This is a genomic window from Paenibacillus rigui, assembly GCF_002234615.1.
Taxonomy (GTDB): Bacteria; Bacillota; Bacilli; order Paenibacillales; family NBRC-103111; genus Paenibacillus_S; species Paenibacillus_S rigui.
In genome coordinates, this window is record NZ_NMQW01000014.1 from 18596 (window position 1) to 44229 (window position 25634).

18 protein-coding genes and 1 riboswitch are annotated in these 25634 nt (G+C 52.2%); of the genes, 6 read left to right on the forward strand and 12 right to left on the reverse strand.

Translation table 11 applies throughout. The features are described 5' to 3' along the window. The first annotated feature begins 212 nt into the window (after nt 1–212). The 4 genes from bioB to CF651_RS09870 all read left to right on the forward strand — a co-directional run bounded on the left by bioB (nt 213) and on the right by CF651_RS09870 (nt 3869). On the forward strand, nt 213–1205 hold the full coding sequence (bioB, locus tag CF651_RS09855; protein WP_094014686.1) for a biotin synthase BioB: 993 nt from the start codon (nt 213–215) through the stop codon (nt 1203–1205). A 235-nt stretch (nt 1206–1440) separates the two neighbouring features. Further along, nucleotides 1441–2196 carry a 2-dehydro-3-deoxy-D-gluconate 5-dehydrogenase KduD gene (gene kduD / locus CF651_RS09860; RefSeq protein ID WP_094014687.1) on the forward strand — a complete coding sequence of 252 codons (756 nt, stop codon included), beginning with the start codon at nt 1441–1443 and terminating at the stop codon, nt 2194–2196. Beyond that, a complete protein-coding gene (locus tag CF651_RS09865) occupies nt 2196–3173 on the forward strand; it encodes a sugar kinase (RefSeq protein WP_094014688.1) in 978 nt (325 codons plus the stop codon). The genes kduD and CF651_RS09865 overlap by 1 nt, the downstream gene beginning before the upstream one ends. Nucleotides 3174–3206: 33 nt before the next feature. Next, nucleotides 3207–3869: a bifunctional 2-keto-4-hydroxyglutarate aldolase/2-keto-3-deoxy-6-phosphogluconate aldolase gene (locus CF651_RS09870; RefSeq protein ID WP_094014689.1), complete on the forward strand. Its 663-nt coding sequence runs from the start codon at nt 3207–3209 to the stop codon at nt 3867–3869. A gap of 88 nt (nt 3870–3957) precedes the next feature. On the opposite strand, the gene CF651_RS09875 is transcribed toward CF651_RS09870, so the two are convergent. Next, entirely contained in the window at nt 3958–4563 is a 606-nt protein-coding gene (locus CF651_RS09875) for a P-loop nucleotide/nucleoside kinase family protein (RefSeq protein WP_094014690.1), read from the reverse strand. 334 nt (nt 4564–4897) lie between these two features. On the opposite strand from CF651_RS09875, the gene CF651_RS09880 reads away from it, so the two are divergent. Then, nucleotides 4898–5692 carry an IclR family transcriptional regulator gene (locus tag CF651_RS09880; RefSeq protein ID WP_094014691.1) on the forward strand — a complete coding sequence of 265 codons (795 nt, stop codon included), beginning with the start codon at nt 4898–4900 and terminating at the stop codon, nt 5690–5692. A 25-nt stretch (nt 5693–5717) separates the two neighbouring features. Continuing rightward, the gene (locus CF651_RS09885; protein WP_094014692.1) at nt 5718–6362 is read left to right on the forward strand and encodes a bifunctional 2-keto-4-hydroxyglutarate aldolase/2-keto-3-deoxy-6-phosphogluconate aldolase; all 645 of its coding nucleotides are present in this window, start codon (nt 5718–5720) and stop codon (nt 6360–6362) included. A 134-nt stretch (nt 6363–6496) separates the two neighbouring features. Here the strand turns inward: CF651_RS09885 and CF651_RS09890 are convergent, their stop codons facing one another. From CF651_RS09890 to CF651_RS09940, 11 genes are all read right to left on the reverse strand, one after another. Continuing rightward, on the reverse strand, nt 6497–7507 hold the full coding sequence (locus tag CF651_RS09890; protein WP_094014693.1) for an aromatic ring-hydroxylating oxygenase subunit alpha: 1011 nt from the start codon (nt 7505–7507) through the stop codon (nt 6497–6499). Between the two features lie 214 nt (nt 7508–7721). Next, nucleotides 7722–12272, reverse strand: coding sequence for a glutamate synthase-related protein (locus CF651_RS09895; RefSeq protein ID WP_245855820.1), 4551 nt, complete (start codon nt 12270–12272; stop codon nt 7722–7724). A 497-nt stretch (nt 12273–12769) separates the two neighbouring features. Next, nucleotides 12770–14638 (reverse strand): phosphomethylpyrimidine synthase ThiC, encoded by a 1869-nt coding sequence (gene thiC, locus CF651_RS09900; protein WP_094014694.1) that lies wholly within the window; start codon nt 14636–14638, stop codon nt 12770–12772. 121 nt (nt 14639–14759) lie between these two features. Continuing rightward, nucleotides 14760–14870, reverse strand: a riboswitch (TPP riboswitch). A gap of 175 nt (nt 14871–15045) precedes the next feature. Continuing rightward, nucleotides 15046–16668 carry a response regulator gene (locus tag CF651_RS09905; protein ID WP_094014695.1) on the reverse strand — a complete coding sequence of 541 codons (1623 nt, stop codon included), beginning with the start codon at nt 16666–16668 and terminating at the stop codon, nt 15046–15048. Next, nucleotides 16665–18473 carry a cache domain-containing sensor histidine kinase gene (locus tag CF651_RS09910; protein WP_094014696.1) on the reverse strand — a complete coding sequence of 603 codons (1809 nt, stop codon included), beginning with the start codon at nt 18471–18473 and terminating at the stop codon, nt 16665–16667. Before CF651_RS09910 ends, CF651_RS09905 begins: the two co-directional genes overlap by 4 nt. 49 nt (nt 18474–18522) lie before the next feature. Next, complete coding sequence (locus tag CF651_RS09915; protein ID WP_094014697.1) at nt 18523–19365, reverse strand: carbohydrate ABC transporter permease; 843 nt, start codon at nt 19363–19365, stop codon at nt 18523–18525. 3 nt (nt 19366–19368) lie between these two features. After that, complete coding sequence (locus CF651_RS09920) at nt 19369–20229, reverse strand: carbohydrate ABC transporter permease (protein WP_425436241.1); 861 nt, start codon at nt 20227–20229, stop codon at nt 19369–19371. Nucleotides 20230–20409: 180 nt separating this feature from the next. Beyond that, nucleotides 20410–21732 carry an ABC transporter substrate-binding protein gene (locus CF651_RS09925; protein WP_094014698.1) on the reverse strand — a complete coding sequence of 441 codons (1323 nt, stop codon included), beginning with the start codon at nt 21730–21732 and terminating at the stop codon, nt 20410–20412. A gap of 246 nt (nt 21733–21978) precedes the next feature. Next, nucleotides 21979–23346, reverse strand: a complete 1368-nt coding sequence (locus tag CF651_RS09930; protein ID WP_094014699.1) for a glutamate-1-semialdehyde 2,1-aminomutase — start codon at nt 23344–23346, stop codon at nt 21979–21981. 100 nt (nt 23347–23446) lie between these two features. Next, the gene (locus CF651_RS09935) at nt 23447–24244 is read right to left on the reverse strand and encodes a PhzF family phenazine biosynthesis protein (RefSeq protein WP_094014700.1); all 798 of its coding nucleotides are present in this window, start codon (nt 24242–24244) and stop codon (nt 23447–23449) included. Between the two features lie 70 nt (nt 24245–24314). After that, the gene (locus CF651_RS09940; protein WP_094014701.1) at nt 24315–25364 is read right to left on the reverse strand and encodes an LCP family protein; all 1050 of its coding nucleotides are present in this window, start codon (nt 25362–25364) and stop codon (nt 24315–24317) included. Between the last annotated feature and the right edge of the window lie 270 nt (nt 25365–25634).

The window sequence follows — 25634 nt, forward strand, 5'->3', positions numbered from 1 at the left end:
ACAGGCCGCAGGTAAGAGAGGCCGAAGCTATTGTTCCATAGAAAGAGTTGTCCATCTCCTGAGAATGAGGTAGTATAACTTATACTAATTGTTAACCATTAATTATATTTGATGGTTTACAATTGAATTAAAAAGGGACCCGTCCTATTTGATCGCATGGATGGGCCGATTTCTTTTTCTACGATTCAGTATCGCATGGGAGGCGGTTCGTTATGTTATATAGGAAGACGGATTGGTACGCATACGCAGACAAAGCCATTGGCGGGGAGCCGCTTACGAGGGAGGAGGCGCTGCATGTGCTGCAGGCGGAAGAGGATGAACTGCTGGCGATGATGGATGCGGCTTTTCGGGTGCGTAAGCATTTTTACGGGAAAAGGGTCAAGCTGAATCTTATTATTAACGCCAAAAGCGGCCTATGCCCGGAGGATTGCGGCTATTGCTCCCAATCCATCGTATCGAAGGCCCCGATCGAAAAATACCCGCTGCTGAACAAGGAAACCTTGGTGGCCGGTGCACAAAAGGCGATGGAGCTGCAGGTCGGAACGTATTGTATCGTAGCCAGCGGCAGAGGACCGACCAACAAGGAATTGGAGCAGGTGATTGAAGCCGTTCAGGAAATCAAATCCGCGATGCCGATGAAAATTTGCGCATGTCTCGGGATTTTGACGGAGGAGCAGGCGGAGCGGCTGAAGCTAGCGGGCGTGGACCGGTACAATCATAATTTGAATACGAGCCAGGGGCATTTCAACCAAATTACGACAACCCATACATATGATCAAAGAGTAGAGACGCTTCAAAAGGCGAAGGCCTCCGGGATGTCGCCCTGCTCAGGAGTGATTGCCGGCATGGGGGAAACGGACGCTCAATTGATTGAGATGGCCTTTGCGCTCAGAGAGCTGGACGCAGATTCGATCCCGGTTAATTTCCTCAATCCCATAAAGGGGACGCCGCTGGAGGGCCGCACAGAGCTGAATCCGCGCAGATGCTTGAAGATTCTTGCACTGATGAGATTCATCCTTCCTTCCAAAGAAATCCGTGTCGCCGGGGGCCGCGAGCTGAATCTGGGTTCATTGCAGCCGTTGGCGCTGTATGCGGCGAACTCCATTTTTGTGGGCGATTATTTAACGACGGAGGGGCAAGCTGCAGAAGAGGACCATCGAATGATCGAACAATTGGGCTTTGAAATCGAGCGGTGTGCTTTGTAGTGCCCTATAAGTAAAGAAGCAGTGAAACGGGTCCGACCCAGGCCCGAGGAATGATTCGCCTATCAGGGAGTGCAGCTCACAGGAGGTTCTGAGGGTGGACATTCTTCAGACAGGGTTGTGATTTTATAAGGTGAAGGCTGGCACAATAGGGGTACTTCACTTATAATAAGAAGGGAGACAACCTAGCAGTGGTTTTATTGTCGATTAACATTAAACGTTTAAATGGGGTGCAGACATGAGTTTTTTTGATTTATCCGGTAAAGTAGCGATTGTCACTGGCGGTGCGGTAGGCTTAGGTGGCGGTATTTCCTTAGGCTTGGCCAAAGCCGGTGCCGACATTGTTATCGTAACAAGCAACGATCGGAACAGAGAAACCCAACAGCAAATCGAGGCGATGGGCCGCAAGGTTCATACGGTCGTAGCGAACTTGTCCGATGAGTCCGAGTTGCCGCGCGTCGTCAGCGAAGCGCTGGGTGCATTCGGTAAAATTGATATTTTGGTCAACAACGCTGGGATTATTCGCCGTACGCCTGCCGCAGACCACTCTGCGCAAGATTGGCATGATGTGATTAACTTGAACCTGAATGCCGCTTTCTTCCTGTGTCAGCTGGTTGGCCGTGAGATGATCAAGCAAGGCTCCGGTAAAATCATTAACATTGCTTCGATGCTCAGCTTCCAAGGCGGTATTAACGTGCCTGGCTACACAGCATCCAAGCATGCGATTGCAGGGATTACGAAAGCATTAGCTAACGAATGGGCAAGCAAAGGCATTCAAGTCAATGCGATCGCTCCGGGGTATATGTCCACAGATAATACGGCAGCATTGCGTGCCGATGAAGAACGTAATGCCCAAATCCTCGTACGTATTCCTGCTGGACGCTGGGGCACAACGGAAGATTTGCAAGGACCTGCAATCTTCCTGGCATCCGCCGCTTCCGATTATATGAACGGTCACGTGCTTTGCGTTGACGGCGGGTGGATGAACCGATAATGGCAGGACAACAGAGCTCAAATCAGATGTTTCAGCCGGAAATCATTACGTTTGGCGAGACGATGGCGCTGATGATGCCTACCAGCTCCAAAGGCATTGAATATTCCCCGCAGTTTCAGGGATTATTCGGCGGCGCTGAGAGCAACGTTGCGATCGGAGTAGCACGTCTCGGCCACCGTGTCGGATGGTTCAGCCGTCTCGGTAAAGATCCTTTTGGCAGACTCATATTGAAAAAAATCCGCGGCGAAGGCGTAGACGTATCGCGTGCAGAGCTGACGACGGAGGCGCCGACGGGGTTGATGCTTCGCGAGGTCGTATCCGGTAAAACCTCGGTATACTATTACCGCAAAGGCTCTGCGGCAAGCACGCTGAAGCCGGAGCATTTGGATGAACAATATATTAAGCAAGCAAAATATTTGCATGTGACAGGCATTACGCCTGCACTTAGCGAGTCCTGCCGCGAAGCGGCGAAAGAAGCGATTCGCTTGGCCCGCAAGCATGGGGTCAAGGTCTGCTTCGACCCGAACCTGCGTCTGAAGCTGTGGTCGATTGAAGAAGCCCGCGGTGTGCTTCTGGAGCTGGCGAAGGAAGCGGATTACTTCCTGCCGGGGCTGGACGAGCTGAAGCTGCTGTACCAAACCGAAAGCTTCGATGAGATTGTGAAGCATCTTAGTGAGCTGAACGCCGTCTCCATCGTCAAGGGCGGAGACGACGAAACGTACGTTGTCGAGCAGGGCAAAGTGACGGCAGTTCCTTACTTCAAGGCGGAGCAGGTTATCGATACGGTTGGAGCCGGTGACGGCTTCTGCGCCGGATTCATCGTAGGTCTGTTGAAGGGCTACAGCCATGCGGAAGCGGTTCGTCTTGGCAACCTGATCGGCTCGATGGTCGTTCAGATGGAAGGCGACTGGGAGGGTATCCCGACCTGGGAGCAGGTTGAGGCAGTACTGAACAATGTGAAGCACGTGGAACGGTAATATTACTATAAGCAAAGGAACGGATGAAACGATATGAAAAAAATTAGATTGCTGCAGCAAATCAGTAATGAAGGCGTCGTCGCGGTTCTGCGCGGCGAAACGCCGGAGGAAGTTGTAGAGATGGCGGAGCAAGCCATCGAGGGCGGTATCAAGGTCATCGAGGTGACGATGACCGTGCCTTTCGCTTTGCAAGCGATTGAGAAGCTTGCAAAGAAATACTCCAGCTCGACGCAGGATCCATCGAAATACGCCATCATCGGCGTAGGTACGGTATTGGATCCGGAGACAGCGCGAGCTGCGATTTTAAGCGGGTCCGAGTTCGTTGTCGGACCGTCGCTGAACCCGGACACGATCACGCTGTGCAACCGTTACAGTGTACCCGTGATGCCCGGCGTCATGACGGTCAAAGAAATCCAGCAGGCGCTGGAGCTGGGCGTCGACATCGTCAAGCTGTTCCCTGGCAATCTGTACTCGCCATCGACTATTAAGGCCATTAAAGGTCCTTTGCCTCATGCGAACGTCATGCCGACAGGCGGCGTATCGCTCAGCAATTTGGCCGAGTGGATCAAAGCTGGCGCCATAGCGGTAGGGATCGGTTCCGATCTGACGACCGATGCGGTCAAAGAGCGGAATTATAGCCTGGTCGCCAAGAAAGCGGCACAGTATATCGAAGCGTATCGTGCAGCGAAGCAATAATTGACAGTTCACCTGACAGAAACTGCGTAGAATGGAATTCTATGCAGTTTCTTTTTTTATTTGAAATATCCCAGCTGCCTGCTTGTGATCAAGCCAGCGGATTTGCAGACGGGCCAGGAGATTGTTCGAATGGCAGTGTTTGCCGTAATTTCTCTATATCCACTACGGCTGGGCTATTATCAAGCTGTATGATCTCAATATCCTCCCACAAGCACTGCTTTTCCTTAATGCCTTGTACGAAGGCATCCCAATTGTCGAACTTCCAGGCATCCCTTTCCAGCCCCCGAGCCTGCATTCTCTCCTTCAGAACGTCGAAATCGATAGTGACTTGTACGACTAGCGGCTTGACGTGCGTCCAGCCATAGGTCTCCTTTAACTGCCGAATATAGTCCTTATTTGCAAAGTAGCCGAGGAATGGGGCATCCAACACGACAGAGCGGCCAAGCTGCAGATTGTCATTGGCAATGTCAAGCAGGGTTTGATATTCAAGGCCCATCACGACATCGCTGTAAAATGCGTTCCCGTCCCGATCGTGGGGGGAGTATCCATTCGATTCCAGTAATCGTCCGGTGAATTTATTGCAAACAATGTCTTTATCCAGATAGCAAAAATGATATTCGGACGCGATCAGCTTGCCGATAGTCGATTTCCCGGACCCTGCGGAGCCAATCAAAAAAATGACGGTAGGTTCCATAACCTCGCCCTCCTGACGAATAAAAGAGTGAAAAAGATAAAGAGAAAGACAGCAGAGGTAAAAATGCGCTGTCATTAAAATTTTGGTTCGCATATACGAACTTGATTCGCGAATATGAATTAACCCCTCTTAGGATATACCGTTTACATGAGGAATTCAATCCTGTGAGGAAAATTATTTTAGAATAAATCATAAATAATATGCCAATTTAAAAAATCAACTTTACTATTGAATTCGGAACATTTTATAGATATAATGAACTCAAAATTCGACATTGCGAAACTAGTTCGCATATACGAACTTCATGAATGCCTCGACAACAAAAGGAGACTATATGGACAATATTCGTCTGAATAAATCGGCAGAGAGAGTGGTTGACCTGCTGGTCCTGCTGGCTAAAAGCGGCTCGCCTTTGACGCTCAATGAAATCTGTACCGGCCTGGGTCTTCCCAAAAGCAGCGGCTTTGAGCTGGTTCAGACCTTGCTCTACAAAGGCTTTATCGAAATGGATGATGCGCGGCTGAAGACGTACCGCTTGGGATTGGGGGCTTTTGAGGTAGGAAGTGCATATCTGTCGAGCGCAGGGCTTCCTCAACAGGCAAGACCTTATCTTGAGGAGCTGAACCGTCAGTTGGGCAGTACTGCTTTCCTGGGAATTGAAGATAAAGGGAAAATTGTTTACCTCGACAAAGCGGAAAACTATTCGGCGGTGCGGCCTACAGCCAAGCTCGGCTCCCGCAGACTCATGCATACGACTGGATTGGGGAAAGCTCTGCTGGCCGCACTGCCAACAGACAAAATTCAATATATTGTCGGTGATGGGGACATCGTGGGTAAGACGCCTTATTCGAAGGTAACGCTTTCCGATATTTTGCAGGATATGAAGGAAATCCGTGAGCGGGGCTACTCGATCGATGACCGTGAAGATAATTTGGAAATGTATTGTATCGGTTCGGCGATTTATGACCAGACCCATCATCCGGTTGGCGCGATCAGTGTCGCAAGCATTTATTCCAATATGACGCCTGAGCGTGAAGAAATGATCGTCAAGCTAGTTACCGAAGCCGCATTGAAGCTTTCTCGTCAACTCGGCTACAGTGGTGAGAAATTGTATATGGATCATGAGTAAGTTAAAACATTGGGGGACATGAACTATGTGGAGAAAACTCGAAAACCTTAAAAAAATTGCGGAAAGCGGAATCGTTCTGATCATCCGTTCCGAGAGCGAGCAGGAAGCGCTGGCTGTAGCCGAAGCGGCTATTGAAGGTGGCATTCAGGTATTGGAAATTACAATGAGTGTGCCGAACGCTCTGCAAGTAATTAATAAACTAGCTGTGAAGTACCCGGATGTGCTTATCGGTGCCGGAACGATTCTGGATGCGGAGACAGCCAGGGCTGCCATATTGGCCGGTGCCGAGCTGCTTGTAAGTCCGCAGTTGAATCCCGATATGATCAAAATGGCGAACCGCTATCAAGCGGTAACGGTAAGCGGTGCATTCACCGCCAAAGAGATTATAGAAAGCCTGGAAACAGGCGCCGATATTGTGAAGCTGTTCCCTGCGGAAGCCGTAGGTCCGCAATATGTGAAAGCGATCAAAGCTCCAGTGCCGCAGGCAGCGATTACCCCGACAGGCGGCGTCACGCCACAGAACGTCCATGAATGGCTCAAGGCCGGATGCGTTGGGGTTGGAGTTGGCAGCTACATTACGAAAGCGGCGCAAAAAGACGGCGATTACCGTAAAGTTACGGCTGCGGCAAAAGAATTTCTTGAAGCGGTAGCTGCGGCGCGCCAACTATAATTCGGCAGGTACATAGAGCCATACCCATACCCATGCACTAGTTTATCTCGGTCTCGTCCATGGTCGGCCTTATCGGCGCTCTGTTTGGTTCGAAGCAGGCCATCATTGTATTTACCGGAACAGAAAATGGGCGATTAACCCCCAGTGGCCTCATGAATGAATACGCGCGGCTCCTCACTCGTCAGAAATTGATACCATCGCTGCCGGAACCGAATCTGCGGCCCATCGGCCTGCACATGGGCTTCCAGCCGCAGCGAATCCGGAATCGGGCCGGGATGCTGGCTCTCGACGATGGCTTGATCTTCCTTCAGCACCTTGCTGCTGTACTTAGAGAAAATGGTATTCAGCCCCGGTACCTTGGTGGCAAAATTTCGGCCGGCCAGGCCGTAAATTGCCGTAACCTCCTTATCGATGGGGGTAAAGGTAACATAGTTAATAAACTGGCTTCCTTCCTGTTTCAAGGGGGTTAATAGCCATTGCTGCGGAAAACGATAATCCAGAATGCCGCCCCCGTTGCGGATTCGGATTTCGTCTCCGTGCGCTTCAAAGTCGATTTTGATCTCAACCGTTGATTTTTTGCCTATTGTTTTATTATGTACGATGGGCACATGAGCCACATCCAGTACGCTCTCGACAACACGGGTTAAATGCGCCTTCCAGACGGCGTCATAAGGAGCCAGGCTGTAGCTAGGCTCTTGGAGAACCGGGTACAGGGAGAGGGGAGCGGGCTCCATCATTTCCAGTTCCTCATACGTTTTGGGGTAAAGCCAGATGAGGCCTATCTGCTCTGAAACCGGATAAGAACGGGTATGGGCAAAGCCAGGGATAGCTCGATCCGGATGAGCCGGAATCTCAACACATTCCCCAAGACCATTAAAGCCCCAGGCGTGATAAGGGCATTGCAGCAGCCCGCCATCGCAGCGGCCTAATGAAAGATCTGCGCCGCGATGAGGGCAATAAGCATGGAGGGCACGAAGCTCCCCTTGCGCGTCACGGAAAAGCACGACATCCCGTCCAAGCAGCCTCTTTTTCACAGGCTTCGTTTTGATTTCCTTTCCCCAGCCGACCGCGTACCAAGTACAAGGGAATACCTCATGATCTTCATCACGGCCTGCCCGGTAGTTCTCGTTAACCCCATGAACCATAGGTAAGATCCTCCTTTACTGATGCGGTATCGTGTGTATCGTCATAGTTGATCTAATGGTCGGAATAGATATGGACCGTTCCTGTCGCAGATTTGCCTGATGTATCTTAACTTATACACTCATTATACAATTCGGATCGGTTTGAAACAAAAAAACAGCCTCCCCCCGAGCATGGCGCTCATGGGTGAGGCTGTTATCTTATTTAGAGAATTAATTATTCTGTAGCAACCGATTGGTCTGCTTGCAGATTCACCGGAGCGATACGTACGAAGCTGGTTTCCAAATTCGCCAGCAAGTGTGCGATGGTAGCTGCAGCCTCGGATTGGCCGGAAGCAGCAAGCTCTTCGTGGTACGCGCCGAGCAGTTCGTTCAAGTCTTTGATGCTTTGAGCACCGACCTTCTCGATTTTTACTTTCGCGCCTTTGGCGATACGGCGTGTGATTGCTGCTTCGTCCAAGCCCATTTCTGGAACCAAACGTTGGTAGATCACACCACCGGTCATCCCTGCGCAAATCCATGGACCTGGATCGCCCAGCACGACGGCACGACCGTTGGTCATGTATTCGAAAGCGAAGCCCTTCAGGTTCGCGCGGCTTGCCAGACCACCGAGGTGATCTTCCAGAGGAGAGGTGATCTCTCCGCCGAAGACAACGTCTGCTCCGGAGAAACGGATGCAGGCACGTGTATCGGCATTGCCTTGAATCAGGAACAAACCTTTTTGAGCACCATAGCCGAACGATTTACCAACAGAGCCGTTGATGAATTGTTTGTTCTGGCCTTTGGATTTCAGGATGGCGATTTTACCGCCGAGCGACATTTTACCAACGCCGTCTTCGGCACCACCGTTAACAGTAATTTCAACGCCGCGGGCATTGAAGGCACCCAAGCCGATACCGGCTACGGAGCCGTCTGTCAAGTTCAAGGATACCTTAGGCAAGCTGTCATAGCTTCCGTCGAAACGGTCTCTTACGCGATGGCTGGCAAAACGTGTTCCGAGAATACGGGACTCGGCATCCAGTTTGGACCATACGCGTTCAACCGGTGCGTCGAAGGATAAGGAATCCGGGAAGAATTCTTGACCTTCTGCGCCAGCCGCGATGCGAATATCGGACGATACCGCCGCCGCTGCTTCCAATTGAGCATCCTGAGCAGCCACCAGCGAAAGTGGAGCCGGACGAAGAATTTCGGACAAGTCGATTTGCTCCAGGCAGCTCACTTGCTGCAGAAGGTCGGAACGACCTACAAGATCTTGAGCATTCTCGAAGCCCAGCTGAGCGACGATTTCACGGATTTCTTCGCCCATGCCGCCGAACAAGCGAACCAGGGAATCTACCGCAGTGTCATATACACGAGGAACGAAGCGGCGAAGACCTTTTTCTTCGGCTTCTTCCATCGAATCGATTTGTGTTGCGATACCAACGTGGCAAGTATCCAGGTGGCAGCCGCGGCAAGTCGTACAACCGATGGCTTGCATGGAGATACTGCCGAAGCCGCAGCGGTTTGCGCCGAGCAGCATCATTTTGACAACGTCCGCACCGGATTTCAAGCCGCCGTCAGACCACAGCTCGACCTTGTGACGAAGACCAGCTTCGATCAAGGCGACGTGAGCCAACTTGGTACCGATCTCGGTAGGCAAACCGACGTGAGTCAAGGAGTGGATACGAGCCGCACCTGTTCCGCCGTCGAAGCCGGACAAGGTGATGACGTCCGCGCCTGCTTTGGCCACACCGACTGCGATCGTACCGATACCCGGTACAACAGGGATTTTCACGTTGATTTTGGCTTTACGTCCGCTGGCTTCTTTCAGCTCGGAGATGATTTGCGCCAAATCCTCGATCGAGTAAATATCGTGGTTGTTGGATGGCGAGATCAGGTCCGAACCGATCGTTGCGTTACGTGCTGCAGCGATCTTGGCTGTAACCTTGGAGCCCGGCAAGTGACCGCCTTCGCCCGGTTTTGCACCTTGACCGATCTTGATTTCCAAGAAAGCAACGGCGTTCGCAAGCTCAACGTTAATACCGAAACGACCGGATGCTACTTGCGCACCGCGTGTTCTTTTGTAACGGCCGAGCATATCTTTAATTTCTCCGCCCTCACCGTTCATGGTGACCATGTTCAGACGCTCACCGGCTTCCGCATACGCACGGAAAGCAGTTTCGTTCTGGGAACCGAACGACATGGAGGAGATCAGCATAGGCAAATCATGTCCGCCGATACCGATGTTGACTTTGGACGGGTCAAGAGGCTTGCGGCCTTCCTGCTGCGCACGCTCATAGTCGAAATCAGCAACGTGACGGATGGAAATCGGATTGCGCTTCTCTTCCTCGCGCAGCTTGTCGCGGTAGTCCGTATAAGGAGCCGTTCCTGCAGCTGCCTCGCCGAGTGCTTTCCACATGCGTTGGAAGAAGTGGAAGTTGCGAGCTGCCTTGGCTTTGGCATTCGAGAAGTCCTCGTAGCGGGCTTCCGCATCCTTTTCCAATTGGGCGAAGCCGGTACCGGCTTTTTCGCTGCCCAGGTAGTTCACGATATCAAGCACATCGGATACTTCAGGCTTCAAGCCGATCGACGAGAAGAAGCGGGTGTAGCCGCGCAGCTCGTGCGTACCGATTGTGGAAATGACTTTCTCCAAGCCTTTGGACAAGGCTGTGTATACTTTATGTGCCGCCGGTGCGCCGTTCTTGTCAGCAGCGGTAGCAAACAGCAGGTAAGGGGACACTAGGTCCACACCCAGACCGCAAGCTACAGCGATATCGTGCAGGTTACGGATCGCAGCGGTGCGAAGAATGACGGTCACTTGACGGCGCAGGTTGTCGCCGAAGGACAATTTTTGCGCGCGAAGCGCAATGTCGACTTTGGAAGCCGCAAGATGCGGATCCAGGAACAAGCGATCGTTCTGATGAGCCTGAGCGTCGTCAAGAACAAGCAGCATAGCTCCGTTCTGTACAGCAGCGATGGCGTCTGCCGCCAATTGATCCAAAGCCTTCTGCAAGGAGGTGCCGCGTGCATAGGTTGTCGAAAGAACGGCAACCGCCTGGGCTCCTTGGCCGGAGAATTGAGCGATCAACTGCTCATAGCTTGGTTGGCCGAGCTCTGCAAGCGAAGCTGCGCCATTAGCGCCTTCAAGCAGAAGCGGAGTCAGCAGCTCAACGCGCAAACGCTCATCAGGCTGACCGAAAACGGATGGACGAGGTCCAACGACAACGCGGGTGGAGAAATGCTCCATCTCACGGTCACGGTCGATCGCAGGGTTCGTAACAACCGCTACGCTCTCTTTAATGAAGTCAGGAATGTTTTGACGCTCCCAATTGATACAGGCGTGAGGACCGTCATGACCCAAGGAACGAATCGGCTCCGCGCCGGTTTCGGACATGGTCTCGATTTGCTGAATGCCTTCGCGGTCCCAGCCAAATGCACTGTACAATGCATCTGTAACGGTTAGGTCAGAGCTGGAAGCTGCTTCAACCGAAGACACGCCTTCAACCAAATGCTTGCGAAGACCTTTGAAATCAACACGCTTGCTTGCGCGCTCGTAAACCAAGGACTGAACCTCGGAGTAAGGGATCACTTGAACGTGCTCACCTGGCGTCAGAATGACACCCATTTTCTCGCCCGGAGCGATCGGCTTCGGATCGGCAACCATTTCGCCAACCGTAATGACGCCTTGCTCGGAGGAGAAATACAGGGATGTCTCGCTCTCTACCATCCATACCGGACGAAGACCGAGCGCATCGACGCTAAAAATACATTCGTTGCCGTAACGCGATACAATACCCGCCGGACCTTGGGCGTAATGACCCCAAATTTGACGGAAGTACACATAAAGATCCTGCAGCTCCGGACGGAACAGCTTCATTTCATTAATAATAGGAGGGAATACGATTTCCATTGCCTCGAACAAGCTGATGCCGAAGCGGTGAATGAATGTTTCGATCGTACGGTTCATGTCCTGCGAGTCACTGCCGTTATCAACCAGCTGTACGCCGACCATGTCTGCTTCCAGACGCAGCTTTTTCACCGTGTTGATCTCCCCGTTGTGACCAAGCAAAGAGAAAGGCTGAACACGGAAGAAGCTGGATTGGGTATTTGTGGAGTAGCGGTTGTGACCGATCGTTACTTGAGCCGCGAACAACGGATCGCGCATATCATTAAAATATTTTGGAAGAATGCTGGCTGCGCCCATCACTTTGTAGGCAGCCGTTACATTGCTCAATGTAGCTACGTGCACATAGTACTTCTTCTCAATAGCTGTGTGCAGCTCGAACAAATGGTCGGCTACGACCACTTCAGGCTTGTCGCAAATAGCGGCAACCTGCCAGAAGGTAGGCTCATCGTTGCGGCCGTTCGGACCGAGAACGCTGCTGTCCACTTGGTTCTCTTGCTCAAGAATAATGGAGATTTGGTGCTGGGCGAACAATTCACGAATGCCTTGCTGCATGTCAGATGCGGAAACATCCAAGTTGCGCGGAACGAAAATATGGGCAACGGAGAAGCGGTTGTCATGTGCCAGTTTGCCGTCCAAACCGGCGTCCGTTAATTTTTTCTCCCAAAGTGCTCTTGGAATATCGGTAAGAATCCCGCAGCCGTCCCCTTCGCCGTTAATAAAACCCGAACGATGCTCGATCTTAACGAGGGCATCAATCGCTTTGCGAATGTTATCGCGGGATGGAAAACCGTCCTTCTCTACGATGCAAATAATACCGCAGCTATCGTGCTCGGTACCTAACAGATTCTGAAAACGGCCTTCATTGCGCATTACTTCATTCATTCTTGTGGTCAGCAGGCTGACCGTCACCTCCCAATAAAAGTATGCGGGTCTAAATCGTCACCAAGCAAGGTTTGTATCCAAGGCAGTAAGAAAGCGGAAAGCGGACAAATCCAATTATGACGTCGAAATGAATAAAAATACATTTTACTTGCATAAAAGGGACTTGCAGCGGTTGGTCGATGATAGCGAATGATGATAGAATGAGGCTCTACAAAAAAAAACAATGAGCCCACCTCGACAAAATGAGCGCATATCATTACGGCTTTCTTGCCAAAAACCTTATAAATTAGCCGATTTTATTTAAAAATAGAGTATCTATAGAATATCACGAAATTGCTTTCGACACAATAGAACATTCCGGGTAAACAATGGATGTAAGCGTTATCTATTTTGCATAACTGGTGAATAAAGGGAAAGTGTGGCAAGTGTGTGAATTTTCACTAAAAACGAACGAACTATTATCATAATCTGATAATAGTTCGTTTTCCGTTTGGGGATTAACGGTAGATTTGATATCCGGACGCCTGGAACTGCTCTGATTTCTCTTTCATTCCATCTCGAACTTCTTGTATATTGGTGTCGAATTCTGTATTTTCAGCAAGGCTGCGGATGTCGTGGGAGATCTTCATGCTGCAAAACTTCGGACCGCACATGGAGCAGAAGTGGGCGGATTTGGCTCCTTCGGCGGGGAGCGTTTCATCATGATAGGACATGGCTTTCTCCGGATCGAGGGACAGGTTGAACTGGTCTCTCCAGCGGAACTCAAACCGGGCTTTGGAGAGGGCGTTGTCCCGATCCTGTGCCCCCGGATGGCCCTTGGCCAAGTCAGCGGCATGCGCAGCTATTTTATAGGTAACGACGCCTTCGCGTACGTCCTCTTTGTTCGGGAGCCCGAGGTGCTCCTTCGGCGTAACATAACAAAGCATGGAAGTGCCGAACGAGCCGATCATGGCCGCGCCGATAGCTGAAGTGATATGGTCGTACCCCGGAGCGATATCGGTCGTCAGAGGTCCCAGGGTATAGAACGGCGCCTCCTGGCATACCTCGAGCTGCCGGTCCATGTTTTCCTTAATTAAATGCATGGGCACATGTCCCGGACCTTCAATCATCACCTGTACATCATGCTTCCAAGCGATTTGCGTCAGTTCACCCAGCGTCGCAAGCTCGGCAAACTGCGCTTCGTCATTCGCATCGGCGATCGAGCCCGGCCGCAATCCGTCTCCCAAGGAAAACGAGACATCATAGGCTTTCATGATTTCACAGATTTCCTCGAAGTGGGTGTACAGGAAGTTTTCCTTATGATGAGCCAGACACCAAGCCGCCATGATCGAACCGCCGCGGGATACGATCCCCGTCATACGGCTTGCGGTCAATGGTATGTAGCGCAGCAGCACGCCTGCATGGATAGTAAAATAATCGACGCCTTGCTCCGCCTGCTCGATCAGGGTATCGCGATAAACATCCCAGGTTAGCGCCTCCGCGCGTCCGTCCACTTTTTCCAAGGCTTGGTACAGAGGGACCGTTCCGATCGGAACGGGGGAATTACGCAGGATCCATTCCCGGGTCGTATGAATATGCTTGCCTGTCGACAGATCCATGATCGTGTCCGCCCCCCAGCGTGTCGCCCAGCGCATTTTCTCGACCTCTTCCTGAATGGAGGAGGTGACGGCGGAGTTGCCGATATTCGCATTGATTTTGACCAAAAAGTTTCGCCCGATAATCATCGGCTCGCTCTCGGGATGATTGATGTTGCAAGGTATGATGGCCCTGCCGCGAGCCACTTCATCACGCACGAATGCAGGCGGCACCTGCTCGCGGATGGCGATGAATTCCATCTCCGGCGTAATCATGCCTTGGCGGGCATAGTGCAGCTGGGTCACGTTGCGGCCCGCTTTGGCACGGAGCGGCGTGCGTCGAAGGCCGGGAAAGATGCCTGTAGGGTCGTCAGCGGGAGTTGTCTCCGGCAGAGGGGCAGAGGAAAGGGCACTGCGTGCCCGGAGACCATTGTCCTCCGGCTTCACGGTCCGTCCTTCGTACGCCTCTACATCGGAGCGCTCCATGATCCAAGGCGCCCGCAGGGGAGGCAGTCCTTCGGTAATCCGGGTATGCACCTCTTCATCGGTATAAGGACCGCTCGTATCATAGACGCGCAGCGGTGCATTCGGACTTTCCTGGGTTGTGGTGATTGTAGGACTTAGAGTAATTTCGCGCTGCGGGACTCGAATGTCGGAACGGGAGCCCTCCACATATACTTTGCGGCTTCCGGGAAAAGAGGACAGGCTCGGTTCTTGCACGGATGGCTCCTTACTGCTGGTTTGACCGGTTACCAAGGCTGAATCGGATGCATTGTTACGGGGTGTTGTCATAGGTCGTTCCTCCTCGGGCAGTGCTTTATCCGTCACTGCGTAATTGAGGACAACCGGAGAAAGGCTCTTTGTAACCGCACGGCAAAAAGACCGCAACGGGAAAGAAGCGGTCCTTACATGTAGGGTTACCACGTGCTTTTCCTCCGCTGGCATTATCCAGTTCAGGTATAACGGTCGAAAGCGGCTTAGCTTCCCTCTCAGCCTGGTTCCCCAAGCTCCCGTACGCATTAAGTTGTCTATTCCAGTGTAGTGCATGGGAGTTCAACGGTCAAGCGACTGGTTGACTACATAGCTTCCCTTTGTCATGCACCCCAGTCATTACGTCGTCATGGGACGAAGAGGGAACCGTTCGCCTGCACGAGGGAGCACAGCGCCTCGCGGAGGCTCTTGCATGGACTAAAGCACGATTATGGGTGAAAAAAGTCCGAAGGGCTTTTGCCGGTAATCATTTTGAATACCTGGCTGAAATATGTCGGGTTTTTGAACCCGACCATCTCGCTGACCTCATATACCATATGCTGTCCCGATTGCAAGTAATCGATCGCCCGATGGATGCGATAATGATTCAAGTAATGGACAAAGTTGGATCCGGTCACCCGTTTGAACAGCTGGCTTAAATATTTGGGATGGACAAACAATTCCTTGGCAATACAGGCGAAGCTGATATCCTCACTGTAATGCTGCTCCACGTACTGCTTCACGCTTTCGACAAGGCGGTTGCTCTTCCGGCCGGACAGCTCTTGAACCGACGATTGGAGCCATTCCTCCACCAGCTCGTCAATCCAGCTGAGCAGCTCCTTCAAGCTGTAATGCTGTTGGATTTGCTGTAGAAACTGGGACATCGTCCGCGGCGGCCCAATGAGCGGGAACTGGTCGTTCCAGTAAAAGATCATGGAGCTGAAAAGCCCGACGCATATCGTCTGGACATCCGTTAGCGAGCCGCTGCCCTCCTGCTGCATTTGCGTGCGGAGGAGAACCCACTGCTGTCTGGCTTTGTCCAGATCTTTGCCGGACAGCGCCTCATTCCACTGCTTCAGCAGCGGGGCGAAGCCATCCGCCGACGATTGGAGCCGCACCCAGTCCCGGTAAGGGTAAACCTGGCTTGTGCCCTGGAATTCCGCTGCCTCCAGCGCTTCCCGGCTTTCGAGATACGAATCCATCAGCTCGTGCAAGCCGTGCTTGACGGAGCCGATTCCCGCGATCGCTTCGATTTTCAAATACGTCGTCATTTTCTCCGTGATCTTCTGAGCCAATTGCTCGCAAATCCGGTACAGCTCCTCCTGCTCTGCTTCCGTATGAAATAACAGCAGCACGAATAGGCTGTCCGAATAGTTCAGCACATGGCCGAGCACGGAAGGGAACAGCTTCAGCTCCTCCTCCAGCAGCTCGCGGGCAATGTTGTCCGCACCGAACTTCAGCAGCTGCCAGTCTCTTTCCTTCAGCTTGGTCAGAAAGGACGGCCGCGTCATCCGCAGACTCACCGCTGCCACCTCCTGCGGGTTGGGGAGTCCTAGGTAATCCAGCCGTTCTTCGGAAATTTCATTCTTATGGTAGCGGGTTGTCAACAGCTCATAAAACAGCTTCTCCCGCAAATACGGCAGCATGCGTCCGATTTCGACTTTGTAATGCGCCTCCAGCCGCTGCTTTTGTTCGAGCACGTCGAGCTCCTGGAGCACCTCGTCCAGCACGGATTCGATCTCGGAGACGCCGGCGGGCTTCAGCAAAAAATGAAACACGCCCCATCGCATGGCTTGGCGCGCATTTTCGAATTCCTCGAAGCCGCTTAATATAATGATAGGCAGCTTCGGATCCTCCTTGCGGAGCGTCTGAACGAGCTCAATGCCATTCATTCCCGGCATATAGACGTCCGTCATCACTAAATCCGGCTTCAGCTCTTTATACATCACATACGCTTCATTGCCGTCTTTCGCCATGCCTGCAATGCGTATATTGAGCTTCGTCCAGCCGACATGCTGCGATAGTGCATTGAGGATATGCGGTTCATCATCCACGAGCAGAATCGATCTCATTCATTCTCACCGTCTAACCATTGTTTTAGTTGGTCCTCCGTTTCGATTACGGGAAGGTGAACCGTGACCGCTACACCGCCTTCCTCCCGGTTCGCCATACGGAGGCCGTAGAAGGAGCCGCAGTACAATTGGATGCGCCGCCGGACATTCTGGATGCCGATCCCCGTCGTATGCTCCAGCTCCCAATGCTCCGGCAGACCGGTACCGTTATCGGTAAGCTGCAGCTCTAGATAAGGTGCTCTGCCTTCAGGCTGGATTTGCCGAATGGTCAGCCCGATCTGCAGAGGCTTCTCCTCCTGCCCCGGCTTGCCGTGAATGACTGCGTTTTCAATCAGGGGCTGAAGGATGATCTTCGGGATATAATAGCTGCGCGCCCGAGGCTCGACTTGCTCCGTATATTCGATGGGGAAGGGGAGCCTTTCTTTTTGAATGCTGATGTAGCAGCGGGCATGCTCCAGCTCGTCGCGAAGACGGATGAACAGCTTGCCGCCGCTGAGCCCGATCCGCAGCATTTTGCCCAGCTGCTGAATCATAAAGCTGATATCCTCCGCCTTATAATCGAGTGCCCGCCAATGAATCATATCCAATGTGTTATACAAAAAGTGCGGCTTGATCTGTGCCTCAAGCAGACTGGTTTGCGCTTCGCGCTTCGCTTTGCTTTCTTTTTTGACGCTGTCCATCAGGTCCTTCAGGCGCGACACCATATGGTTGAAGCTGTAGGACAGCTGGACATATTCCTCCGTGTAAGAGCTGGCCGAATGGGCGTGGAAATCGCCGCGTTCCAGCTTCTTCATCTCCATCATAAGCCTGCGAAGCGGATTGATGCTGCTTTTGACGAACAGGAACGCCAAGATGGCGGAGATGAATAGAATGAGCACGCCGATGCCGAGGACAACCCAGCCGGCCTGCTGGGTGGAAGCGAGAAGGGAGCTCACAGGAATAATCTGCACAAGCCGCCACTGTACCGTGCTCGGCTTGGAGAAGACGACCAGATAAGAGTGGCCGTCCTTGCGGAACACCTCGAAGCCGTCGGTCAAAGAATACGACCTTTCGCCCAGCCAGTTTGAATCGACGATCGGCTCTGTTTCCTTTTGCTGAGGCGAGTCGACCTTCACAATAATTTTGCCTGCCGTATCGACTACGAGCACTTGGCCATCCAGCGCCATCGGGACATCGGCGAATTTCCGCAGCACATCGTTCTGCGACATGCGGATGAGCACATAGCCAACCGTCTCTCCCTTGCTGTTGAACACGTGCTGCGCGTAGCCGATCAGGGAATCGGGCGAACCCTTCTCCTGAACCGGTACCCAGACGGCATCCGCCTGCTTCAGCGCGGGAAACCACTCCTTGTCGGCTATGAGCCGGATCGGATAAACCAAATCCGTTGCGGCATAGGGAACCTCGTTATACAAATCCGAGTATATTTCAATGGAGCTAATTCCGGTATTGAGCACCAGCGTGTGATGCAAAATATCGGAAATTTCCCGCCTTTTCGTAATCATTTCGTATTTGGATATGCTTTTTCCGTCCAGACGATCAACCACTTCTTTATTGCTGACTACCGAATAAGCGGTGTTGGTCAGATTGGTTATGAAATCGAAGCCGCGCTTGGTGCTCTCGTTTAAGAGCGCAAGTCTGGCTTTGCTTATTTCCGTGAAGGTCACTCCCGAGAAGGAGCTGTACGCAATCCAAATAATCGTGAGAAGGAAGGTCAGATTCAGAATGATGAAGCAGGTAGCCATCAAAGTCGAGAGCTTCGTTCGCTGAAATAACGAGCTGTAATTCGCATATCTTGATGTGCGCATGAGTGATCAACATCCAGTCCCGGCTGTCAAGGTCCGTTTACCTTCGATCTTATCCTTTAATACCAGACGTTGCAATGCCTTCCACAAAGTACTTTTGACACACGATAAACAGGATGAAGCAGGGCACAAGCGACAGGACGGACATGGCGAACATAGGGCCCCAATCGGACTGCGAGCTGGAGTCGAGAAATAACCGTAAACCCAGCGGTACAGTAAACATGGTGACATCGCTTAAATAAATTAATTGACTGAAAAAGTCGTCCCACGTCCACAGAAAGGTGAAGATGGTCGTCGTGATCAGTGCGGGAAGCGCGAGAGGCATCACGATTCGCCAATAAATTTGGACAGGTCCGCAGCCGTCAATCGTCGCCGCTTCATCCAGCTCCTTGGGCAGCCCGCGAATGAATTGCACCGTTAAAAAGATAAAAAATGCATCCGTACCGAGCCACTTCGGTATAATGAGCGGCAGGAAGGTGTTGACCCATTCCAGCTTGTTGAACAAAATATATTGCGGAATGAGCGTAACGTGATGCGGGAGCATAATGGTCATCAGCATCAGCCCGAAGCCGATGGCTTTGAAGCGGAAATGGAGACGGGCAAAGGCGTAAGCGGCCATAGAGCAGGAAATGACATTGCCTGCGACAGCCCCCAAGGAAACGATCAGGGAGTTCCCAAGGAAATGGGAGAAGGAATTGCCCTGGGTACCGTTCCACCCGGATACGTAATTTTGCCAATTCCATTGCTTGGGCCAAATCCAGATTTCCGAGAAGATCATGTTGGCCGGCTTGAACGAGCTGCCGAGCATCCAGAGCACGGGATACAGCATGACGAAGGCAATCACAAGAATTAACATATGCTTCAAGAACACCATTTTTCCTGCAGTTACATTCATCGGTTATTTCCCCCCATCCTCGTAGTGAACCCATGTCCTGCTGGACCGGAAAACAAGCAGCGTGAAGCATCCGATCAGAATCACGAGCACCCAGGCCATTGCGGAAGCGTAGCCCATCTGGAAAAAGGCAAAGCCTTTTTTGTACAAGTACAGCGAATACATCAAGGTCGAGTTCACCGGGCCGCCGCTTCCGTTACTGATGACGAACGCTTGTGTGAATGATTGAAATGACGTAATAATTTGCATGACCAGATTAAAGAAAATAACCGGGGATAAAATCGGAATCGTAATGTTGAAGAACTGATTGATTTTTCCCGCGCCGTCCACGGAAGAAGCCTCGTAGTACTCGGAAGGGATTTGTTTTAAACCTGACAAGAAAATGATCATCGAGGAGCCGAACTGCCAGACGGATAACAAAACAATGGAATATAAGGAATACTTCGGATTGGCCACCCAATCCGGTGCATGAATGCCCACATAAAGAAGCAGCTGATTCAGCAAGCCGTCGCCGCCGAGCATTTTGCGCCACAGCATGGCAATCGCTACACTGCCCCCCAACAGGGAGGGGATGTAATAAATGGTGCGGTAAATACCCAAGCCGCGAATGCCTTTATTCAACAAAAGCGCTACGGCCAAGGCGAATGCGAGCTTGAGAGGGACAGAGACGAAAACATAAAGAAACGTAACCTTTAATGATTTCGTGAAGAGCGCATCGCCGGTGAACATCGTTACATAGTTGGAGGTCCCGACCCAAGCGGGAGGCGACAGAATGCTATAGTCCGTAAAGGAAAAGTACAGGGAGGCGAGCATAGGCCCCAGCGTGAGGAACACAAGCCCGACGAGCCAGGGAGTCAGGAACAGCAAGGCGACTTTGTTTTGATGATACCTTTTTTTGACCTTTACCCGGTTTTGGGATGGAGCCGATTCGGCAAGCAATACAGTAGATTGTCCGTTCACAGAAGTCACCGCCTTCTCAGAAATTCAGCAAATGAGGGGCAGCCGTAAAAGAGCTTTACGGCCACCGTCAGAGTATTTTTTTATTATTTATTTGTTTGTTTTACTTAGAATAGCATTGGAGCCGGTAATAAATTGGCCTACAATCGAATCAACCGCCCCTTGTCCGAACGAAATTTGCTCGCTAGACGTTTTGAAGTTTTTATCGATTTCGGCAAAGCCCTGCGGATAAGGAGGGTCGATGTCGCTTGCTTGCTTAGCGGCCGTATTGATGAAGTCGAATATTAATTGGTCCATCTCCGTCAATGTCGGCTTGAGCTGCTCCCGGACTTGGGAATTGACGGGTACGCCGCGCTCGGAGCCAAGAATTTTGGTCGCCTCCGGATCGTTAACCAGGAAATCGATCAGCATGGCGACTTCCTTCGGATGCGCTGTTTTGGAATACCCGGAGACGAACTGGCTCGGCTTCAAATATTGGCCGCCTTTTTTCTCGTTCTCCAGATGAGGAATCACTTGGATCTTCAGCTTATCGTTTTGATTTTTAATTACTTTTTGGAACGTGGACAGCTGATTGGACCAGGCAAAATCCATCGCCGCGGTGCCCAGCGAGATCGGGCGCGTCTCCAGAGCATTCGTCATGGCTGCGGTAACCTCCGGTGTCGTAACGCTGCCGCTTTTACGCAGACCCTCCCACATGCCGAACCATGAAGCCAGGTCTTCCTTGGAAGCTCCCAGCTTGCCGTCGGTGAATAAGCCGTGACCGTTCTGCCGGGTATAGATTTCGAAAATATTGGTTGTTCCTGAAATGTCCGGCGACCCGAAGTAGCCCTTGCCTTTGGCTTGAGCAATTTTGCCCGCGACTGCGCTGAAATCCTTCCACGTCCAATTGTCCTTTGGCTCCTCGATGCCAAGCTCTTTAAACACGGAAGCATTGTAAATGACTCCGGCAGCATTCACACCCATCGTAATGGCATACAGCTTGCCGTCGATGGAGCCTGCTTTGATCATGCTCGGATCGTGCTTATCGGTATTTAGATCTTTGCTTTGCACGTAAGGTCCCAGATCGAGCAGGGCGCCACGCTTGGCATAGTCGGCAAGAAAGGCATAATCCATCTGAATGATATCCGGGGCGTTCGCTCCGGCCACCTGGGTGGAGAGCTTGTCGAAATAACCGTCCCAGCCTGAAAACTCAGGCTTGATTGTAATCTCAGGGTGTTTTTCTTCAAACAGCTTTAAAGCCTTGGTTGTCAGATCGTGACGGGTTTGCGAGCCCCACCAGGTCATGCGCAGCTCGATTTTCTTATTCGTGCTCCCTGTAGAGGCTTGTTTGGTATCTTTCGGTGCAGCTGTCGAGCACCCGCTTAAGGCAAGCGCAAGCGAAATGAACGTCAATGAAGCGACTCTTTTGTTCATCAATGATTACCCCCTTGATCGACTCTTTTTTTGTAAGTGCTTACATGTCATATTTTATAGGCTGATGCCTATTTCAGGAATAAAAGATAGTAAGGTAAATCATCAAAAAAGTAAGGCTTGTACAAAAGAACAACTGGATTTCCTATTCTTTCTGGCGAATGAGCTTCAGACGACAAAAAGAACCGCAGCGTAAAGAAGCGGTTCTCCCTATAGTTCATTCTCGAAATAGAAGGGCATGGAAGCCGTTTATCGGGTCGTCGATTCGGAAGCCATGACGGCAAAAGCCCGTTCCGCTGCTTGAATCGTCACCTCAATATCCTCATCGGTATGAGCGGTCGTCATAAACCACGCTTCATATTTGGAGGGGGCGAGGCAGATGCCCTGCTCGAGCATCAGGCGGAAGAAGCGGGCGAATTGCTCGCCGTCGGTATCCTGCGCCTGATCGTAGTCTGTGACCGGATGGTCGCAGAAATGCGTGGACAGCGACCCGCGGATGCGGTTAATCGTCAGCGCGATGCCGTGCTCGCGCGCGCCTTGGGCCAGGCCCGCTTCGAGCCGGGCGGCCAAACGGTCGAGCCGGTCGTAGACGCCCGGCTCCCGCAGTGCCTGCAGGCATGCAATGCCTGCAGAAATGGAGGCAGGGTTGCCCGCCATCGTTCCCGCTTGATACGCGGGACCCAGGGGCGCTACCTGCTCCATGATCTCCTTGCGGCCCCCATAGGCCCCGATCGGCAGCCCGCCGCCGATGATTTTGCCCAGGGCCGTCAGGTCCGGCTCGATGGCCGCGAGGCTCGGCGCCTCCAGGCCGTCAAACGTTTGCGCCGCGCCGTAATGAAAGCGGAACGCGGTAATCACCTCGTCGTAGATGACGAGGGAGCCGTTTGCCCGCGCGAGGGAGCACAGCGCCTCGAGGAAGCCCGGCTTCGGCATCACCATGCCGAAGTTGCCGACGATAGGCTCGACCATCACCGCGGCGATGTCGTCGCCCCAGTGAGCGAGCGCGGCTTCGAGCGCCTCGGCATTGTTGAAGGGCACCGTGATGACCTCGTTCGCGATGCTCATCGGGATGCCGGCGCTGTCAGGGATGCCCAGCGTGGAAGGTCCTGAGCCTGCGGCGACGAGTACCAGGTCAGAGTGGCCGTGGTAGCAGCCGGCGAACTTGATTATTTTGTTGCGGCCCGTATAAGCACGGGCGACGCGAATGGTCGTCATAACCGCTTCGGTGCCGGAGTTGACGAAGCGCACTTTGTCCAGGGAAGGAATCGCTTCCTTGATCATACGCGCGAATTCGATTTCGAGCTCGGTCGGCGTTCCGTACAGCGTGCCGTTCTCCGCTGCGCGGACGATAGCGGCCGTCACGTGCGGATGGGCATGCCCCAAAATGATAGGTCCGTAAGCGGCCAAATAATCGATGTACCGGTTATTGTCGGCATCCCAGAAATAAGCGCCTTGGCCTCGCTGCATAAATACAGGGGCGCCGCCCCCGACAGCCTTGAAGGAGCGGGAGGGGCTGTTGACGCCTCCGACGATATGCTTCAGTGCTTCTTCGTATAATGCAGCAGACCGGGGTCTGGATAAAGGTTGTTGGTTAGGATTCAAATTCAAATTCGTCATAGGGGAAAACAAGCTCCTTCTATTTCTTCATTCCGCTGAACGCGGTCGCTTATCCTAGCAAGGCTTCGATAGAGGTTTTCTCATCGTAGCCTACGGGTTATTAGTGCATCAGCAGGCCTTTGATGACAATAACGGCTTTGCCTTCGATCCGTACTCGGTCTTCAACGGTCTGAAGCTTGACCACACCGGTTCGAGCCGATAGCTGAATGGCCGTCATGCCGCTTTTTCCAAGCTTCGTCCGCCAGTACGGAGCCAGAGCACAGTAGGCGGAGCCTGTCACCGGGTCCTCGTCAATGCCAATGGGAGAGAAGAAGCACCGTGCCGTAATATCGTAGGCCGGGTCGTCCGAGCGGCTGGTCACCAGGACTCCTCGTGCAGGAAGCTCCTTAAGCAGCTGAAAATCGGGCTTCAGCTCGCGGACCTGCTGCTCCGATGCCACTTCTACAATATAATCGAACCGATTGCGGGAAACAGCAACTGGCTCAACGCCAAGCGCCTGCTTCAGCAGCTCGGGAGCAGAGCTCGGCTCGGGCGGCTCGGCCGGAAAGTTCAGCTCAATGCTATCCTGGAGTCGGCGGGCCGTCAATACACCGCTCAGGGTATGAAAATGAAGCTTGTCTAGGCCATAGGCGGCTCCTGTTTCCCATAATACGTGAGCGCTCGCCAGCGTGGCATGGCCGCACAGCTCGACTTCCGCCTGCTTCGTAAACCAACGCAGCTTATAGCTTCCCCGCTTCTCCGTGGCGCAGAGGAAGGCCGTCTCCGACAAATTCATCTCCGCGGCAATGCTTTGAAGCCAAGTATCCTCTTCAGGAAATGATTGCAGAATGCATACTGCCGCCGGGTTGCCGGAATAAGCTTGAGACGTAAAAGCATCAACCGTATAAATTGGAATCATGTCGAACCTCTCCTTTGAGCCCATTGCTCTTTGGTTTGCCTGAGCTTGCCCGTTCATAGGGGATGAGGGATTACCTTTTGCTGTCCGATGTGCCGCTTGTTGTTTTTATGCTTCCCTTGGTCGTCGGCGCAGAGGCTTCCTTTTGTGCTGTGGCGGGGTCCTTCCCTTCGAACAGCAGCTTCAAATAGGCTTGCAGCTTGTCTTTGTTTACGCTGATCACTTCGGCTCCGCCAACCCGTTTTTCAATCAACAGGTCCGAGGGAGGGATTTGCTGGCTGACCATGCCTTCCGTCTTCGCTTCATAGCCTAGGGAGCCTAATTTCAGCATATCGGTCGTGGACAGATTCGTTTCAATAAAAGGATCAACGCTGTTTAATATTTTGGGCAGCCGGATGAGCGAGGAGGTGCTTTGCATCTTCTGGGCTACCGCCGTCATAAACTTTCGCTGCCGCTCTGTACGGGCAAAATCGCTCATGGCGTCATGCCGGAAGCGGACATACTGCAGGGCGGTTTTCCCATCCAGATGCTGCATGCCTTTTTTTAAATCAATGTCATATTCGTGCCCGTCTTCCGCATCGGTGTATTTCATGTTTTTCTCCACATCGATGTCGATCCCGCCGATGGCATCCACCAGTGCGATAAATCCTTTAAAGTCCGTATACACATAATATTGAATCGGGATACCCAACAGATCGCTGACCGTTCTCATGGCCAGATTCGGGCCGCCCGTCGCCAGCGCCGCATTGATACGGTCCTCGCCTTGGCCCGGGATTTTGACATACGTATCCCTCAGGATGGAAAATAAATATGCTTTTTTCGTAACCGGATCAATGGAAGCGACCATCAAGGTGTCGGACCTGGGAATTTCATTCTTCTTCAAGCCGCGCGAATCGCCGCCGAGCAGAAGGACATTGACCCGCTGCTTCCCCTCCCATTTGGGCGGAGTATAGGACTCGGCCGGCTTGCTTGTGCCCTTGGAGGTTACCGTACCGAAAATTTTCCCTTCGGGCTTGCTTTGAATATTATTCGCGAAATGTAAGAACGCATATGTATAATATCCGACACCCACCAAGAGCAGAAGCAGCAACGTGAGCAAGGTCCATTTGATTTTTCTAACCATCGGGTCTCATCCTCTCTTTGGTCGTCGGCTCCTTTTCCTTTAGAAAAGGTTCGTGTATCATAACGTGTATAGGGTTTGGAAAAGTTGCAGGGTCATACCCGGATATTAGAGGAAAGGCGTCCTTTTATTATAATTTGTTTCCAAACTTTATAGCAAGTTACGTCAGATTGCGACACGTTCCGCAAGGAGGTGACGGGGCGTAAAGTCCTCCTTTTGTGGAAAACAACCAGATAGCCCCGTATCGAAAAATATACAAGCACGCTCAGGAGG